15 protein-coding genes are annotated in these 14,421 nt (G+C 72.8%); 7 read left to right on the forward strand and 8 right to left on the reverse strand.

From position 1 onward, the window contains the following. Positions 1-8: 8 nt before the first annotated feature. On the reverse strand, positions 9-956 hold the full coding sequence (locus ABZ725_RS15500) for an ADP-ribosylglycohydrolase family protein (RefSeq protein ID WP_358803193.1): 948 nt from the start codon (positions 954-956) through the stop codon (positions 9-11). A gap of 225 nt (positions 957-1,181) precedes the next feature. On the opposite strand from ABZ725_RS15500, the gene ABZ725_RS15505 reads away from it, so the two are divergent. Both ABZ725_RS15505 and ABZ725_RS15510 read left to right on the forward strand, forming a co-directional pair. Continuing rightward, positions 1,182-1,376, forward strand: a complete 195-nt coding sequence (locus ABZ725_RS15505) for a hypothetical protein (RefSeq protein ID WP_358803194.1) — start codon at positions 1,182-1,184, stop codon at positions 1,374-1,376. A 141-nt stretch (positions 1,377-1,517) separates the two neighbouring features. Further along, a complete protein-coding gene (locus tag ABZ725_RS15510) occupies positions 1,518-2,561 on the forward strand; it encodes an NUDIX domain-containing protein (RefSeq protein WP_358803195.1) in 1,044 nt (347 codons plus the stop codon). A 21-nt stretch (positions 2,562-2,582) separates the two neighbouring features. Here the strand turns inward: ABZ725_RS15510 and ABZ725_RS15515 are convergent, their stop codons facing one another. Both ABZ725_RS15515 and ABZ725_RS15520 read right to left on the reverse strand, forming a co-directional pair. After that, complete coding sequence (locus ABZ725_RS15515) at positions 2,583-3,629, reverse strand: protein kinase family protein (RefSeq protein WP_358803196.1); 1,047 nt, start codon at positions 3,627-3,629, stop codon at positions 2,583-2,585. A 22-nt stretch (positions 3,630-3,651) separates the two neighbouring features. After that, positions 3,652-5,007 (reverse strand): dipeptidase, encoded by a 1,356-nt coding sequence (locus ABZ725_RS15520; protein WP_358803197.1) that lies wholly within the window; start codon positions 5,005-5,007, stop codon positions 3,652-3,654. Between the two features lie 204 nt (positions 5,008-5,211). Here ABZ725_RS15520 and ABZ725_RS15525 point away from each other — a divergent pair, with 204 nt between their 5' ends. Next, complete coding sequence (locus tag ABZ725_RS15525) at positions 5,212-6,477, forward strand: geranylgeranyl reductase family protein (RefSeq protein ID WP_358803198.1); 1,266 nt, start codon at positions 5,212-5,214, stop codon at positions 6,475-6,477. Between the two features lie 20 nt (positions 6,478-6,497). Here the strand turns inward: ABZ725_RS15525 and ABZ725_RS15530 are convergent, their stop codons facing one another. Continuing rightward, positions 6,498-6,959, reverse strand: coding sequence for a nitroreductase family deazaflavin-dependent oxidoreductase (locus tag ABZ725_RS15530; RefSeq protein ID WP_358803199.1), 462 nt, complete (start codon positions 6,957-6,959; stop codon positions 6,498-6,500). A 159-nt stretch (positions 6,960-7,118) separates the two neighbouring features. On the opposite strand from ABZ725_RS15530, the gene ABZ725_RS15535 reads away from it, so the two are divergent. The 3 genes from ABZ725_RS15535 (at position 7,119) to ABZ725_RS15545 (ending at position 9,871) form a co-directional block, all read left to right on the forward strand. Continuing rightward, on the forward strand, positions 7,119-7,808 hold the full coding sequence (locus ABZ725_RS15535) for a TetR/AcrR family transcriptional regulator (RefSeq protein WP_358803200.1): 690 nt from the start codon (positions 7,119-7,121) through the stop codon (positions 7,806-7,808). A gap of 156 nt (positions 7,809-7,964) precedes the next feature. Next, positions 7,965-9,209: a sensor histidine kinase gene (locus ABZ725_RS15540; protein WP_358803201.1), complete on the forward strand. Its 1,245-nt coding sequence runs from the start codon at positions 7,965-7,967 to the stop codon at positions 9,207-9,209. Then, positions 9,206-9,871 carry a response regulator transcription factor gene (locus ABZ725_RS15545; protein WP_351920008.1) on the forward strand — a complete coding sequence of 222 codons (666 nt, stop codon included), beginning with the start codon at positions 9,206-9,208 and terminating at the stop codon, positions 9,869-9,871. The genes ABZ725_RS15540 and ABZ725_RS15545 overlap by 4 nt, the downstream gene beginning before the upstream one ends. Here the strand turns inward: ABZ725_RS15545 and ABZ725_RS15550 are convergent. Beyond that, the gene (locus ABZ725_RS15550) at positions 9,832-10,143 is read right to left on the reverse strand and encodes a DUF6332 family protein (protein ID WP_358803202.1); all 312 of its coding nucleotides are present in this window, start codon (positions 10,141-10,143) and stop codon (positions 9,832-9,834) included. The genes ABZ725_RS15545 and ABZ725_RS15550 overlap by 40 nt on opposite strands. Positions 10,144-10,216: 73 nt before the next feature. Continuing rightward, on the reverse strand, positions 10,217-11,731 hold the full coding sequence (locus ABZ725_RS15555) for an MFS transporter (RefSeq protein WP_358803203.1): 1,515 nt from the start codon (positions 11,729-11,731) through the stop codon (positions 10,217-10,219). Positions 11,732-11,818: 87 nt separating this feature from the next. Between ABZ725_RS15555 and ABZ725_RS15560 the strand changes: the two genes are divergently transcribed. Next, the gene (locus ABZ725_RS15560; protein ID WP_358803204.1) at positions 11,819-12,235 is read left to right on the forward strand and encodes a MarR family transcriptional regulator; all 417 of its coding nucleotides are present in this window, start codon (positions 11,819-11,821) and stop codon (positions 12,233-12,235) included. A 26-nt stretch (positions 12,236-12,261) separates the two neighbouring features. Here the strand turns inward: ABZ725_RS15560 and ABZ725_RS15565 are convergent, their stop codons facing one another. Both ABZ725_RS15565 and ABZ725_RS15570 read right to left on the reverse strand, forming a co-directional pair. Further along, positions 12,262-13,005: a maleylpyruvate isomerase family mycothiol-dependent enzyme gene (locus tag ABZ725_RS15565; protein WP_358803205.1), complete on the reverse strand. Its 744-nt coding sequence runs from the start codon at positions 13,003-13,005 to the stop codon at positions 12,262-12,264. 50 nt (positions 13,006-13,055) lie between these two features. Further along, positions 13,056-14,270 (reverse strand): MFS transporter, encoded by a 1,215-nt coding sequence (locus tag ABZ725_RS15570; protein ID WP_358803259.1) that lies wholly within the window; start codon positions 14,268-14,270, stop codon positions 13,056-13,058. Positions 14,271-14,421 lie beyond the last annotated feature (151 nt).

The raw sequence follows: 14,421 nt of genomic DNA on the forward strand, positions 1-14,421 counted from the left end.
GCGCAGGGCTACTGAGGATCGAGGGGACCGGTCCGGGCGGCCGCCGCGAGGGCGTCCCAGCCGCTTCCGGCGGGGATGTCCTCGCGGGCCTGGAGCCAGGCGGCCGGGAGGCCGGCCGTGCCGGTGCGGGCCGCCACGACGCCTCCGACGATGGCGCAGGTCGTGTCACGGTCGCCCCACCCGCCCACGGTCTGCCACAGCGCCCCCGGCAGATCGTCCAGGCGCCCCGCGGCGGACCAGAGGGCGAACGGCACCGTGTCCGGAGCGGAGATCAGCGTCCCCGAGCCCAGCACGGACGCCGCGTGACGCACCGAGGCACGCTCCGGGAGACTCGCCGCCACCAACAGCCCGGAGCGGACGTCGCCGTCCGCCAGATGACCCGCCACCTCCCGCAGGAACGCGGCACGCGGCGGGACGTCCTGCCCCTCGCCGGCGGCTGCCAGCGCGGCGGCGACCGCCACGGCCACCGCGCCCGCGACCGCCTCCGGATGGGCGTGGGTGGCCAGCGCGGACAGTTGGGCCTGCTCGCGGACCGCGACCAGGTCGCGGTGGAACCAGGCCCCCAGCGGAGCGACCCGCATCGCCGCGCCGTTGCCGTAGGAGCCCTGTCCGCCGAACTGTCCCGTCGTCACCGCCCGCCAGTCCTCGCCCTCGGCGACACGCCGCAGCACGCCGTGCATGGAGGGGCCGTACTTGCGGGCCGGGTCGCGGCGGTACTCGGCGGCGAACTCCCGGGCGAGGTCACCGGGACGGACCTCCCCGTGCGCCCTCAGATGGGCGAACAGTACGAACGCCATCGCCGAATCGTCCGTCCACGGCCATGGCGCGGGACGAGGTTCCCGCGCCGCCAGAAGTTCCTCGGCGGGCTCGTCGGAGCGCAGGAACCAGCTGTCGCCGAACGCGTCGCCCGCCACCAGCCCGTCCAGACTGGCGTGGGCCTGCTGCGGACCGCTCATGGCGAACTCTCCCTCGGAAACCCGGAGCGTCGGAAACCCGGAGCGTCGGAAACCCGGAGCGTCGGAAACCCGGAGCGTCGGAAACCCGGAACCTCGGAAAACCTGGCGCCCCGGAATCTTGAAAATGTCGGTGACCACGGCATTCTCGCCGCGAACGGGCCGATCGTGCGAGCGGATTGACGGCCGGCGCGTGACCCGGGGCCCGTTCGTGCCGTTGATCCACGCATGAAGAAGCGCAGCATGCTCGCCATCGCCTCCCTCGCCACCGGTTTCGTCGTCGCGGCGATCACCCCCTCGCAAGGCCTGGGCGGTGAGGACCTCGGCGGACTGAACGTGGGCGACACCCTCAGCACGCTCGACCACACCATCGCCAGCGACAGCCTTGCCGTCGAGGACGACGCCCTGGGGCAGAACGGCTGACGTACCGGGCCCGAGGCCGTGGCGCCGGCACCCCGTCGAGGGGTGCCGGCGCCACGGCGTCTCTGCGCCCTCAACGCGAACTGGTTTCCGTGGCAGGGTGGAGCGGGCAAGCCACAGGGGGCCAACAGAAGAGGGGGAACTGTGACCGTCGTCTGGATCAACGGCGCGTTCGGTGCGGGGAAGACCATCACCGCACGGGAATTGATCGACCTGATCCCGAACAGCACGCTCTTCGACCCCGAGGTCATCGGCGGAGCGCTCCCGTACCTGCTGCCGGCCAAGCGCCTGGCCGAGGTCGGCGACTTCCAGGATCTGCCGATCTGGCGCCGGCTCGTGATCGACACGGCGGCCGCGCTCCTCGCCGAGTTGGGCGGCACCCTCGTCGTCCCCATGACCCTGCTGCGCCAGGAGTACCGCGACGAGATCTTCGGAGGTCTCGCCGCCCGCCGGATCGCCGTCCGGCATGTCCTCCTCGCTCCGGCGGAAACGATCCTGCGCGAGCGAATAGCCAACCGGGAGATCCCCCCGGACCTCCCCGACGGCGAGATACGGATCCGTCAGTGGTCGTACGACCACATCGAGCCGTACCAGGCCGCCCTCGCCTCCTGGCTCACCGCCGACGCCCACCCCGTCGACAACGGGTTCCTCACCCCGCAGGAGACGGCCGCCCGGATCTCCGCGGCCGTCGGCAGCGGGGCCGTCGCCGCATGCGACATCGTGCAGACCCCCGAGCCCACCGCGGAGACGGTGGCCGCCGGGGTGCTGCTCTTCGACGAGCAGGACCGGGTGCTGCTCGTCGACCCGACGTACAAGCCCGGCTGGGAGTTCCCGGGCGGCGTGGTGGAGCCCGGCGAGGCGCCCGCGCGCGCGGGGATGCGCGAGGTGGAGGAGGAGACCGGGATCCGGCTCGCGGACGTGCCCCGGCTCCTGGTCGTGGACTGGGAGCGCCCGGTGCCTCCCGCCTACGGCGGACTGCGGCTCCTCTTCGACGGCGGCCGGCTCGACTCCGCGGCCGTGGCGGGACTGCTGCTGCCCGGACCCGAACTGCGCGCCTGGCGCTTCGTCACGGAGGAGGAGGCGGCCGATCTGCTGCCGCCGGTCCGCTACGAACGACTGCGCTGGGCGCTGCGCGCCCGCGAGCGCGGGGCCGCGCTCTACCTGGAAGCGGGCATCCCGCGCGGGTGAGCGCCGCCACGAGCGCCGCGGCTACGAGGGGAGGAGGCGGCGCACTGTCTCCGCCGGGAAGGGCGTCGACCGGCCCTCCTCCCGGAACCGTCGCTCGAACTCCTCCATCACGACGCCGACCGGGGCATGACGGCCGACGAGTGCGGCGGCTCCGTCCGGGATGCCCTTGGGGCGCAGGCCCCCGGCGCACGCGCGCAGGAATGCCTCGCGTTCCGCACCGCGGTACCCGTACAGGTCGGTGACCAGCCACCTCGCCAAGTAGCCGCTGGTGTAGGCCCGGTCGTAGTCGCGGTGCCGGTCGAGGAACGCCCGCTCCGGCGGGGTGAGGCGGAACCCGGCGGAGAGCGCCAGCCCGTGATCGGCGAGGTACAGATGCCGTCCGTCGGTGAGGACGTTGCGGAAGTGGACGTCGAAGTGCACGAGCCCACGCTCCCGGAGGAAGCCGGTCAGGGCCGGCAACTCCCGCTCCACCAGGGCGCACGCGGCGTCCGCGCCCTCCGTCCGCAGCCGGGCGCCCAGCCAGTCGTGCAGGGTGGACGGGATGTACTCCAGGAACAGCGTCAGGCTCGCCGACGCCGAGCGCAGCCCCTCCACGCGCGCGTGCAGGCCCGGGCCGCCGTCCCAGTACGCCACCGCCCGGTCCACGTCGGCCAGTTGCGCAGGGAGCGGCCGCGGCCCGTCGGACAGCACCCGCCAGTGGTACGTCAGCGGGAAGCCCGGGAACCGGCCGGACAGCACCCACCGCGTGGTCATCGTGTTCACGGCCAGCTCCCGCCACGCCCCGAAGCCGGGGCTGCCGACGTCCCCGATGCCGTAGTGGCAGAAGGACGGCAGTCCGAAGACGTCCGCGGTGGACCTCGCGTGTTCCGGGCGCCGCTCGGCGTCCGTCAACCGGATCCGCTTCACGAACACCCGCCGTCCCGCCACCTCCACCCGCCGCACCTGCCCGCCGATCCCGGCGCCCATGGGCACACCCGAGTCCACCAGGGCGGTGAGTTCGGCGTCGCTCAGCAGGCCGAGGCGGCGGGAGACCGTCCGGTGGGCGGTGCGGCGCTCGGGCACGGTCACCGTCCGAGGCGGGCGGCGCGGCTCAGTTCGCCGCGTAGTTGCGCAGGAACAGCGCCTCCGCCGCCGACAGCCGCTCCAGCTCCTGCGGGGACACGCTCTCGTCGACCGCGTGGATCTGCGCCTCGGGCTCGCTCAGGCCGATGAGGAGGATCTCCGCGCGCGGGTAGAGCGCGGCCAGCGTGTTGCACAGCGGGATGGAGCCGCCCTGACCCGCGTACTGCATCTCCTGGCCGGGGTAGGCGACCGCCATCGCCTCGGCCATCGCCGCGTACGCCGGGCTGGTGGTGTCGGCGCTGAACGGCTGGCCCTGGCCGATCTGTTCGGTCCGCACACGCGCGCCCCACGGCGTGTGCGCCTCCAGATGGGCCTGCAGCAGCTTCGTGGCCTCGGCCGCGTCCACGCCCGGCGGCACCCGGAGGCTGATCAGCGCGCGGGCGCTCGCCTGCACCGACGGCGTGGCGCCGACGACCGGCGGGCAGTCGATGCCGAGGACGGTCACGGCCGGGCGCGCCCAGATGCGGTCGGCGACCGTGCCGGAGCCGATCAGGCCGACGCCGTCCAGCACCCTGGCGTCCTGGCGGAACTGCGCCTCGTCGTACTTCAGGCCCTCCCAGCGGGAGTCGTCGGCGAGGCCGTCGACGGTCGTGGAGCCGTCCTCCGCGCGCAGCGAGTCCAGGACCCGGATCAGCGCGCCCAGCGCGTCGGGCGCGGCCCCGCCGAACTGGCCGGAGTGCAGATTGCCCTCGAGGGTGTCGATCTGCACCCGCAGCATGGTCATGCCACGCAGGGTGGAGGTGACCGTCGGCAGCCCGACCCGGAAGTTGCCCGCGTCGCCGATGACGATCGTGTCGGCCGTCAGCAGCTCGGGGTGCTCCTCCGCGTACCGCTCCAGACCGCCCGTGCCCTGCTCCTCGGAGCCCTCGGCGATCACCTTGACGTTGACCGGGACGCCGCCGTTCGCCTTCAGGGCGCGCAGCGCGAGCAGGTGCATGATGACGCCGCCCTTGCAGTCGGCGCTCCCGCGGCCGTACCAGCGGCCGTCGCGCTCGGTCAGCTCGAAGGGCGGGGTGGTCCAGGCGGCCTCGTCCAGCGGCGGCTGCACGTCGTAGTGGGCGTACAGCAGGACCGTCCTCGCGCCGGCCGGACCGGGCAGGTAGCCGTACACCGACTGGGTGCCGTCGGGCGTGTCGAGCAGGGCCACGTCCTGGAAGCCCTCGGCGCGCAGCGCGTCGGCGACCCAGTTCGCGGCCGCCTCGCTCTCGCTCCTGGGGAACTGGTCGAAGTCCGCCACCGACTTGAACGCCACCAGCTCGGCGAGCTCCGCCCGGGCCCTGGGCATCAGGGAGGCGACGGTCTCGGCGACCGGATTCGACGACATGGGCACGCTCCTTGTGGGTGCGACGTTGTACAGGGTGGCACTGGTCCGTTCGGGGGACCGTGCGAGCGTACGCGCTGCCGGGATGGGGTCGCGCGCACGCCGCCGATCCTCCCACAGCGGACTGTCATCGGTCCGTGACGATCTCCGCCGTAGGATGCGGGGGACAGGTGCGGCAAGCGGCTTGATCGGGAGCAGTAGACCATCGTGAGCAGCGAGAACTCTTCGGCGGACGACGTGCGGCAGGTGTGGGATGTCGTCGTGGTGGGCGCGGGACCCGCGGGGGCCTCGGCCGCCTACGCGGCGGCGGTCACAGGGCGGCGCGTGCTGCTGCTCGAGAAGGCGGAGCTGCCCCGCTACAAGACGTGCGGCGGCGGCATCATCGGACCCTCGCGCGATGCGCTGCCGCCCGGCTTCGAGCTGCCCTTCCGCGACCGGGTGCACGCGATCACCTTCTCCAACAACGGGCGCTTCACCCGCACCCGCCGCTCCCGGCAGATGCTGTTCGGGCTGATCAACCGGCCCGAGTTCGACCAGCAGCTCGTCGAGCACGCCCAGAAGGCGGGCGCCGAGCTGCGCACGGGCGTCACCGTGCAGCGGGTCGAGCAGCACGGCTCGGCGGTGCCGGACCGGCGCACGGTCGCGGTCGTCCTCCAGGGCGGCGAGACGGTGCTCGCGCGGGCGGTGGTCGGCTCCGACGGCAGCGCGAGCCGGATAGGGGCGCATGTCGGCGTCAAACTCGACCAGGTGGATCTCGGCCTGGAGGCGGAGATCCCGGTGCCGGAGACGGTCGCCGAGGACTGGAAGGGGCGCGTCCTCATCGACTGGGGGCCGATGCCCGGCAGTTACGGCTGGGTCTTCCCCAAGGGGGACACGCTGACCGTCGGCGTGATCTCCGCGCGCGGCGAAGGCGCGGCCACCAAGCGGTACCTGGAGGACTTCATCGGGCGGCTCGGCCTCGCCGGGTTCGAGCCGAGCATCTCCTCCGGCCATCTGACCCGCTGCCGCGCCGACGACTCACCGCTCTCGCGCGGGCGGGTCCTGGTCTGCGGGGACGCGGCGGGTCTGCTGGAGCCGTGGACCCGCGAGGGCATCTCCTTCGCCCTGCGCTCGGGCCGGCTCGCGGGTGAGTGGGCGGTCCGGATCGCCGAGGCGCACGACGCGGTGGACACCCGCCGCCAGGCGCTGAACTACGCCTTCGCGGTCAAGGCGGGCCTCGGTGTGGAGATGAGCGTCGGCAAGCGGCTGCTCGCCGTCTTCGAGCGCCGGCCCGGGCTCTTCCACGCGGCCCTCACCGGTTTCCGCCCGGCCTGGCGGGCGTTCACCGACATCACGCGCGGCCGGACCACCCTGGGCGAGCTCGTGCGCACCCACCCGATGGCCCAGCGGGCGCTGACCGCGATGGATCGGCGGCAGGCCGCCCAGGAGCCGGCACCGGCAGCTGCGGCGGAGGCCGAGGAGAGCGGTTCCTGACCGAAGGGGCGCGCCCGTGATCACCGTCGGTCGGTGACGGTGATCCGGAACACCGGGTGGTCAGGGGCGATCCGGCGCATCTCGGCATCGGGGGAGTCGGGGCCGACCCCGTTGAAGAAGACGCCGACCTCGGCCTTCCAGCGCTTGAGGTAGGCGCGCAGCAACGGCGTCTTGTCGTCGTCCGCGACCTCGATCGCCGTGAACTCCTCCACGTGCTTGCCGAGGTGGAGTTCGCCGCCGCCCGCCGCACGCATGTTGTGCGTCCACTGGACGTGACCGCGCGGTGCGATCAGGTACTGCTGCCCGTCCACGGTCAGCAGGTTCACGGGGGTGGTGCGCCACTCGCCGCTCTTGCGGCCGCGCACCGCCAGGACCCGCGACCCCCACACGCTGAGCCCGCGTCGGGTCAGCCAGGCCACGGCACGGTTGAAGACATTGACGGTGAACCAGCCGGGCTTCTGTACGTGGGCGTGGGTGGACATGGGTACTGCCTCCTGCTTCCTGGACCAAAGTGTGAGCACTGCTCTCGCTGGAGTCGAGTCTGCCCGAGGGTGGTGTTCGAAAGCAAGAGCGGTGCTCTCTTTTCAGTTCGACGCTCTCGATTGTGTGCACTGCTCCGGTTTCATGGGACACTGACCCACATGAGCAGCACCGTGCGTGGGGCACGCGCCCGAGCCAGGATCGAAGTCACCACCGCCATCAAGGAGGAGGCCCGCAGACAACTCGCCTCCGAGGGGGCCGCCAAACTCTCGCTGCGGGCCGTGGCCCGTGAGCTCGGCATGGTCTCCTCCGCGCTGTACCGGTACTTCCCGAGCCGTGACGACCTGCTCACCGCACTCATCATCGACGCCTACGACTCGCTCGGCGAGAGCGCGGAGGCCGCGCACACGGCCGCCGCCGGTGTCGCTCCCGTCGACCGCTGGGTCGCGGTCGGCGAGGCGGTGCGCGGCTGGGCACTGGCGCATCCGCACGAGTACGCGCTGATCTACGGCTCGCCGGTGCCCGGTTACAGCGCGCCCGCGACGACCGTTGCGGCCGCCGCCCGGGTCGGCCTCCTCCTCATCGGCATCGTGCGCGACGCACACCGGGCGCACGCGCTGGAAGTGCCGCTCCTGACGGACGAACTGGTTCCCGAAGCGGTGCGGATGGCGGCGGATCTCGCGCCCGACCTCCCACCGGGAGCGGTCGCCCCCCTCGTCGCGGCCTGGGCCCAGCTGTACGGACTGGTCGGGTTCGAGGTGTTCGGGCAGTTCCACCGGGTCGTGGAGGACCGCGAGCCGTTCTTCCGGTACGCGCTCACCCGGCTCGCCCACGAGGTGGGTCTGCGGTAGAGCCCGCCCGGCGAGGGAGACCCCCTGGTCGGAAGCGCCGCGCGCTGGTGGAGGCGATGAACGCGGGCGGGTGCGGCGCGTACTTCCGGGGGAGTACCGCCGAGCACCTCGTCCGGCGGACGTCCGGCGTGGGCGGTGGCGTCTAGCGTGGCGGACATGGACGAAGAGCAGGTGCGCGGGCGCGGTGGCCCGGAGCAGTGGTGGCGGCACGGGCCGCCGCCGCGGCTGCGCCGCTGGGAGCGGGCGGAGCCGGACGCGGCGCGGTGGCCCTGGCGTTCCACCGTGCTGATCACCGTGTTCGTGCTCGTCGGCTCGACCTTCGCGACCCACGCGCAGCAGGGCGAGCGGGCCTCGCTCGACGCCTTCGCGCGCGTGCTGCTGGTTCTCGCCTCCGGTCTGCTGCTCTGGCGGCGACGGCAACCGGTGGCCGTGGTGTTCGGCACCGCGGCCGCCGCCGCGATCTACCTCGGCGCCGGCTACGCCTACGGGCCGGTCTTCCTGACCGTGGCGGTCGCCTGCTTCGCCGCCGTCGTCGCCGGGCACCGCCGGGCCGCCTGGACGGCCCTGGGGATGCTGTGGGCCGTGCATCTGCTGGTCGCGCACTGGCTGTACCGGTGGCTGCCGCCCGCCGGGGACGACCCCGCGCCGTTCGGGCAGGAGATCGTCGTCGCCGGGTGGGTCCTGGCGATCGTGGCGATCGCGGAGCTGGCCCGGAGCCGGCACGAACAGTGGGCCCGTGAGCGGGCCGAACGCGCCCAGGCCGCCCGGCGGCGTGCCGACGAGGAGCGGCTGCGCATCGCCCGTGAACTGCACGACGTCCTCGCCCACAGCCTCTCGGTCATCAACGTGCAGGCAGGCGTCGGCCTGGCGCTGCTCGACGCCGACCCGGAGCAGGCGCGGACCGCGCTCACCACCATCAAGTCCGCCAGCAAGGAAGCGCTCGGCGAGGTGCGCCAGGTGCTCGACACCCTGCGCACGCCGGGTGATGTGCCGCGGGCGCCTGCGCCCGGCCTGGACCGGCTGCCCGAGCTGGTGGAACAGGCGGCGCGCGCGGGCCTCACGGTCGAGGTGACCGGCTCGCCGCCCGGGTTGCCGCCCCACACGGACCTCGCCGCCTTCCGCATCGTCCAGGAGGCACTCACCAACGTCGTACGCCACTCGGGCTCGCGCCACGCGCGCGTGCGGCTCGAACGGCGCGGCGCGGCGCTACGGCTCCGTATCGACGACGACGGACCGGCGACCGGCGCCGAAGCGGGCGGCAGCGGCAACGGTCTCGCCGGAATGCGGGAGCGGGCCGCGGCCCTGGGTGGCACGATCGAGGCGGGGCCGCGGCCCGACGGCGGCTTCCGGGTGCTCGCCGTACTCCCGGTGAAGGCCGAGGCCAAGGAGGACGACCGGTGATCCGCGTACTGCTCGCCGACGACCAGTCGTTGGTCCGGGCGGGGTTCAGGGCGCTGCTCGACGCACAGCCGGACATCGAGGTGGCCGGGGAGGCCGCCGACGGGCAGGAAGCGGTGCGCGCGGTGCGTGAACTGCGGCCGGACGTCGTCCTGATGGACATCCGGATGCCCCTCCTCGACGGCCTCGCCGCCACCCGCCGGATCACCGAGGACGAGGCGCTCTCGCAGGTCAGGGTGGTCATGCTCACCACCTTCGAACTCGACAGTTACGTCTTCGAGGCGATCCGCTCGGGGGCTTCCGGCTTTCTGGTCAAGGACACCGAGCCGGACGAACTCCTGCGTGCCGTACGGGCGGTGGTCGCCGGCGACGCGCTCCTCTCGCCGGGAGTGACGCGTCGGCTCATCGCCGAGTTCGCGGCCCGCTCCAAGGAGCCCGCGACGGACGACGCGTTGGGTCGGCTCACGGAGCGGGAGCGGGAGGTGATGGCGCTGGTCGGGATCGGCCTGTCCAACGAGGAGATCGCCCGCCGACTGGTGGTCAGCCCGCTCACCGCCAAGACCCACGTCAGCCGCACGATGGTGAAACTGGGCGTGCGGGACCGGGCCCAACTGGTCGTGCTGGCCTATGAGTCGGGGCTGGTCCGGCCGGGCTGGCTGGGCTGAGCGTCCGTACGGAGGCGGGTGTCGGCACGGAAGCGGAGCAGTACGGAGACCACCCGGGCCAGGAACACCACCGGAGCGAGCGCGAGCCCGGAGCGCAGCGACAACTTCTCGGCCGTGTCCGGCAGTTCGAACAGCAGCGCCGGTCCGGCGAGCGCCCCGAACAGCACCGCCGCCGCGAACACCGCGCTGAACAACGCGTATCCGATCTCGACGGTGATCGCGTCCCGGTCGGCCTGCGTGCGCCGTCCCCCGTAACCGTTGTGGCTGCTCATACGGCAAGTCTCACAGGCGTGCGCCCGGCGAGGCAATCGCCCCCGCCGGACGCACACTTCGCGCAGCCACTTCCTAGTCGCGGACCCCCACGGGCTCCGCGTTCGACCCATGGTTCGCCTCCGCGCTCTCCTCCGCCGCGGTGGACTTGGCGACGAGGACCGAGCCCTGGGCGCGTCGGGTGCGCAGGCCGGGGAGGGTGATCAGCAGGCCCGCGGCGGCGATGAGCGTCACCACCGTCAGCCCGGGGCGGTAGCTGTCGAGGACGGCCTGCGGGGTGGGGTCGGCGGGGGCGCCCGCGGTCACCACCGCGGTGACCACGGCCAGGAAGATCGCACCGCCCACCTGTACCGAGGTGTTGAGCAGGCCCGAGACCATGCCCTGCTCGTGGTCCGCCACGCCGTTGGTGGCCTGGATGTTGAGCGAGGGGAAGACCAGCGCGCAGGCCGCGCCGATCAGCAGCATCGACGGCAGGATGACGGCGGCGTAGACCGGGTCGAGATCGACGCGCAGGAACAGCGCGTATCCGGCGACCATGAACGCGAAGCCCGCCGCGATCAGGCGCGGGGTGCCGAACCGGTCCACGATCGAGCCCACCTTGGTCGAGGACACCGCCACCAGCGCGCCGGCCGGCAGGAAGGCGAGCGCGGTGTGCAGTGCCGACCAGCCGAGCAGTGTCTGCATGTACAGGGTGGCCAGGAACTGGAAGCCGACGTACGAGCCGAAGAAGGCCATGGCGCCGAGCTGGGCGCGGATCTGGCTGCCGGAGCGCAGCACGCCGAGCCGGATCAGCGGGCCCGCGGAGCGGCGTTCGACGAGGACGAAGACGGTGAGCAGGACGACGACCGCCAGGAAGGACAGCAGGGTGCGGGCGGAGGTCCAGCCCGCCTCCGGGGCCTGCACCACCGTGAAGACCAGCAGCAGCATCGACGCGGTGCCGAGGACGGCGCCGGGGACGTCGTAGCCGTTGTGGTCCTTCTCCCGTTCGCTGCGCGGCAGCAGCTTCAGGCCCGCCGCCAGTGCGATCAGGGCGATCGGCGCGGGCAGCAGCATGGTGAGGCGCCAACTGGCCTCCGTGAGCAGGCCGGAGAGGACCAGGCCCATCGAGAAGCCGGTCGCGGCGCAGGTGGTGTAGATGGCCAGCGCGCGGTTGCGCAGCGGACCCTCCGGGAACGTCGTCGTGATGATGGACAGGCCGGCCGGGGCGGTGAAGGCCGCGCTGAGGCCCTTGATGAACCGGCTCGCGATCAGCAGCGGACCCGAGTCGACGAGACCGCCGAGCAGGGATGCCAGGGCGAAGACGCCGAGGGCGATCAGGAAGACCTGGCGGCGGCCCAGCAGGTCGGCCGCGCGGCCGCCGAGGAGGAGCAGGCCGCCGTAGCCCAGGATGTAGCCGCTGACCACCCATTGCAGGGTCGAGGTGGAAAGGCCGAGGTCGGAGCCTATGGACGGCAGGGCGACGCCGACCATGGACACGTCCAGCGCGTCCAGGAACATCGCGGCGCACAGCACCAGCAGGGTGCCCCACAGCCGGGACGTCCAGCGGCCCTCGGTGGGAGGGGACGCGGGGGAGGGGAGCGGAGAGGTCATGTCGCAGAACAGTACATGCACACGCATCGAATGCAAGCGCATTTAATTCCGATGCAACAATTTCCTTCCTCTGCTACGGTGCGCCCCATGGCGGCGAAGACGGGCGGGACAGAGGCCGAGGGCGAGGCCGAGCAGGCGCTTGTCGAGCAGTGGCGGGACATGCTGGCGCTGCATGCGCGCACCCAGTGCGAACTCGACCGCGCGCTGCATCAACACGGCTTGTGCGCCAGTGACTTCGAGGTGCTCGACGTCCTCGCCGAATCGGGCGCGCCGAACGTCTCGTGCGGTTACCGCGTCCAGGAGATCGCCGAGCGCGTCCACCTCAGCCAGAGCGCGCTGTCCCGGCTCATCGCCCGTCTGGAGAAGGACGGTCTCGTCGAGCGCGGCCTCTGCACCGAGGACCGCCGGGGTGTGCGGGTGGCGCTGACGCGGAAAGGGCGCGCGCTGCACGGCCACGTACGGCCGGTGCAGCGCGCGGTGTTGACCCGGATGCTGACGGACTGACGCCAGGAGACGGTCGGTCGGGTCGGTCAGACGGAGGACGTCTCCCGCCACAGCGTCGCCAGTGTGGCGTTCCCGGTCACGGTGGGAAGCGGCAGCCGGTTCCACAGCGACAGGTAGAGCTGTGCCGCCGGTCCGGACACCTCGCAGTCGGCGTCCCCTTCGACGGTCCGCTCCGTCACGGGCGGTTCCGGCGACAGGCGTACGGTCCAGACGGCGTCGGCGGTGTCCGTCGCCCGTACCCTCAGGACCCGGGGCTCCTCGGTGCGCACCCTGCTCCGGTCGCGCGCGTGGAAGCCGCGCAGCAGCTCGTCGACGCCGTCCGCCGCGAAGTCGACGGCGAGGTCCCGGGCGATCTCGTCGGGCCCTCGGCCACGGGCCGACTCGGCGTCCACGCGGTGCACGGCCGTCTCGTGTGCCTGCCGTCTGGCCCAGAACGCGAGCGGCGACGGCGCGGGCAGGAAGTGCCAGCACCGTACGTCGGCCGAGGCGGTGGACAGGGTGTCGACGAGTCGGCCGTGTCCCTCGCGGAACCAGTCGAGGAGTGGATCGCCGTCGAGGTCCGGCGGCTCGGCGAGGGGGTGGAACGAAAGGTCTCCCTCGGCCACGAACGACGTCGCCCAGCGGTGCACCGCGCCTGTGTGCCGCAGCAGGTCTCCGACCTGCCAGCCCGGGCAGGTCGGCACTTTCGCGTCGGGGCCCGCCACCGCCGCGGCGGCGGCCAGCGCGCGGCCTTCCCGGTCCAGGACGCTGATGAACTCGGCAGTCTCCATGTGGGGGAGTCTGCCGGATGGAGTGCGGTCGAGGGGAGCGCTGACGCGACTCAGTCGGCCGTCGCCCGACGCGTTGTGAGGCCGATCAGCGCGGCGGCCGCGGCCAGGACCGCCACGCTGGTGAGGGCGGCGGGCAGGGAGAGCCAGTCGGCCATGAAGCCGATGGCGGGCGGGCCCAGGAGCATGCCCCCGTAGCCGAGCGTCGAGGCGATGGCGACTCCGCTCGGGCCGGCCAGCGCCCCGGCGCGTTCGACCGCGACCGGGAAGAGGTTGGCCAGGCCCAGTCCGGCGACGGAGTAGCCGACCAGCGCTGCCCAGAGGGTCGGAGCGAGGGAGCCGAGCAGCATCCCGGCCGCGGCGACCGCGCCGCCGGTCACCACCGTGCGGGTGCGGCCGAGCCGTTCGAGGAGAGTGGTGCCGGTGAGCCGGCCGACCGTCATGGCCAGGGCGAAGCAGGAGTATCCGGCCGCGGCGACCCCGGCGGAGGCGCCCAGGTCCTGTTCCAGGTGCAGGGCGCCCCAGTCGGCGAGGGCTCCCTCGCCGTAGGCGGTGCACAGGGCGATGAGGCCGAAGACGACGACGAGCCGGCGGGTGCGGGTGGTGTGGGTACGGGTGGTCGGGCGGTGCGGGTCCGCCTTCGCGGGCGACGGGTCCTCGTCCTCGGGCCGGGTGCCGACGCCGCGTTCGGACGGCCGGGCCGGCTCGTGCCGGAGCAGCGTGGGTCCCGTGAGCGCGGTGACGAGCAGGCCGACGACCCCGAGGCCCAGCAGATGCCGGGTCGGCGACAGCGAGCCCGCGACCAGCCCGCCCAGACCGGCGCCGACCATGCCGCCCAGGCTGAAGGCCGCGTGGAAGGTGGGCATGATCGGCCTGCGCAGCGCGGCGACCAGATCGACGGCGGCGCTGTTGAAAGCCACGTTGATGGAGCCGTAGGCCGCCCCGAACAGCAGGAGGACGGCCCCGAGCGCGGCGACGGAGTGGGTGAGCGGGGGGAGCGTGACCGTGAGGGAGAGCAGGACCGCGCAGACCACGGTGACCGGGTGGCTGCCGTAGCGGTGGCAGAGGCGTCCCGTGAACATCATCGTGATCACCGCGCCCGCGGAGACGCCGAGAAGTGCGAGTCCGAGCGTGCTGGGGGAGGCGCCGGTCTGCTGCTTGATGGCCGGGATGCGGACGACCCATCCCGCGAAGATGAAGCCGTCGAGGGCGAAGAACGTGGTCAGAGCGATACGGAGGCGGGTCAGGTCCTTGCCGTCGCCCGGCACGACGTTGTGCGTTCGGGCTTTGTTTATTTGCGGCACAAAGTCAGGCTAGGCGGCCGACGTCGACTGGACAAGGGGGCCCGGTGCGTGCGGATGTTCGATATGGCGCACACACGGTTTCTTCACAGAAATGATCGGGACGAGGTATATGAGA

It is taken from the genome of Streptomyces sp. NPDC006872, assembly GCF_040635845.1.
In the GTDB taxonomy this organism is placed as follows: Bacteria; Actinomycetota; Actinomycetes; order Streptomycetales; family Streptomycetaceae; genus Streptomyces.

Bases quoted from the DNA above. Each gene is read 5' to 3' on its own strand.
- ABZ725_RS15530 (WP_358803199.1), bottom strand. From the start codon at position 6,959: ATGTCCACCCACGCCCACGTACAGAAGCCCGGCTGGTTCACCGTCAAT.
- ABZ725_RS15520 (WP_358803197.1), bottom strand. From the start codon at position 5,007: ATGTCGTCGAATCCGGTCGCCGAGACCGTCGCCTCCCTGATGCCCAGG.
- ABZ725_RS15555 (WP_358803203.1), bottom strand. From the start codon at position 11,731: ATGACCTCTCCGCTCCCCTCCCCCGCGTCCCCTCCCACCGAGGGCCGC.
- ABZ725_RS15560 (WP_358803204.1), top strand. From the start codon at position 11,819: ATGGCGGCGAAGACGGGCGGGACAGAGGCCGAGGGCGAGGCCGAGCAG.
- ABZ725_RS15540 (WP_358803201.1), top strand. From the start codon at position 7,965: ATGGACGAAGAGCAGGTGCGCGGGCGCGGTGGCCCGGAGCAGTGGTGG.
- ABZ725_RS15550 (WP_358803202.1), bottom strand. From the start codon at position 10,143: ATGAGCAGCCACAACGGTTACGGGGGACGGCGCACGCAGGCCGACCGG.
- ABZ725_RS15565 (WP_358803205.1), bottom strand. From the start codon at position 13,005: ATGGAGACTGCCGAGTTCATCAGCGTCCTGGACCGGGAAGGCCGCGCG.
- ABZ725_RS15500 (WP_358803193.1), bottom strand. From the start codon at position 956: ATGAGCGGTCCGCAGCAGGCCCACGCCAGTCTGGACGGGCTGGTGGCG.
- ABZ725_RS15535 (WP_358803200.1), top strand. From the start codon at position 7,119: ATGAGCAGCACCGTGCGTGGGGCACGCGCCCGAGCCAGGATCGAAGTC.
- ABZ725_RS15505 (WP_358803194.1), top strand. From the start codon at position 1,182: ATGAAGAAGCGCAGCATGCTCGCCATCGCCTCCCTCGCCACCGGTTTC.